Raw genomic sequence first — 1,154 nt, forward strand, 5'->3', positions numbered from 1 at the left:
TGGCATTTTTACTATGCGTTGGTTTTAGTGATTAAGGTGGTATGCGGGAGCATCGTATTGCGTGCCTCACACCTTAATTGGGCGTTATGCGTTTTATCGACTAGAGGATTATCGTGTTTGAGAAATTAATTGTTGTCATTTTAGGCGGTTTGGTCGGTTTTCTTTTAACTATCCTCAAAGAGTCTGTTGCTGCGAAAAAGTCAAAAGCGGCAGAAACGTACTATCTTGCAATTATTGTCACGAGTAGTATCGAGCAGTTTATAGTTGGTTGCCGTGAGGTCGTCACTGATAATGGCACCGAAGATCAGAATGGATACACTTACTATCATTCGCAAACCCCAAGTTTTACTCCGTTAGAACTTGAGGTTGATTGGAAAATACTGCCTCAAGATTTACTCTACGATTTGTTAAACCTACCTCAAATGGTTCACGAAGCTAACTCATATATTTCAGCTGTAAGTGATTACACTGCTACACCTCCTGATTTTGCGGAATTTTATGAGGCGAGAGCAATGAAATATGCTGCTTTAGGTTTATTAGCCATTCAAATGTCTGAGAAACTTAGAGACCTAGGTGGCTTGCCGAGGCGTAAAGTAGAAGAGTGGGGTGATCGGCAGACATTCTTGTTGGCTCTTCATGAGAGCGAAGAAAGAGAAATAATGCGAAAAGAGTTCCAGCAGAAAATGCTAGATTCTTTGAAGCCTCAGGCACACGCATAACAAACTGTTTAAGAGTGATTCGCAACGCGTGGCATTTTTACTATGCGTTGGTTTAGGTGTTTAAGGTGGTATGCGGCGGCATCGGTATTGCGTTGCTCACACCTTAACAGGGCGTTATGTGATAAGGAGAGAGTTTGAGCTCAGATAAACCTATTAGGTTAGTTGTTGAAACAGTATCTAAAGTTGAGAGTGATTGGGTTGCCACGCTATCTGCTTTGCTCGTACCTGTTTTGACGGTAGTTGGTATCTATGTTGCTTATCAACAGTATGTGATTAACCGGCAAAGATTAAATTATGAAACTTATGAGAGAAGGTTAGCTGTTTACAAGGCTGTTCAACTGCACCTCTCGAGCTATGCTGATTTCTGGTGTATGGAAGAGAAAGGAAGTTGCGGTGTAATCTGTTGATGCAGTTCTCCCCAGAACGATTAACAGA

The 1,154-nt window shown here is 41.7% G+C and carries 2 protein-coding genes; both read left to right on the forward strand.

The window, feature by feature from the left end; all coding sequences use genetic code 11:
• Positions 1 to 113 precede the first annotated feature (113 nt).
• Positions 114 to 719 (forward strand): hypothetical protein, encoded by a 606-nt coding sequence (locus VJL_RS23840; protein ID WP_038881796.1) that lies wholly within the window; start codon positions 114 to 116, stop codon positions 717 to 719.
• Positions 720 to 853: 134 nt separating this feature from the next.
• Positions 854 to 1,126 (forward strand): hypothetical protein, encoded by a 273-nt coding sequence (locus tag VJL_RS23845; protein WP_227741161.1) that lies wholly within the window; start codon positions 854 to 856, stop codon positions 1,124 to 1,126.
• Positions 1,127 to 1,154: the final 28 nt, after the last annotated feature.

This window comes from Vibrio jasicida CAIM 1864 = LMG 25398 (assembly GCF_000400365.1).
GTDB lineage: Bacteria > Pseudomonadota > Gammaproteobacteria > Enterobacterales > Vibrionaceae > Vibrio > Vibrio jasicida.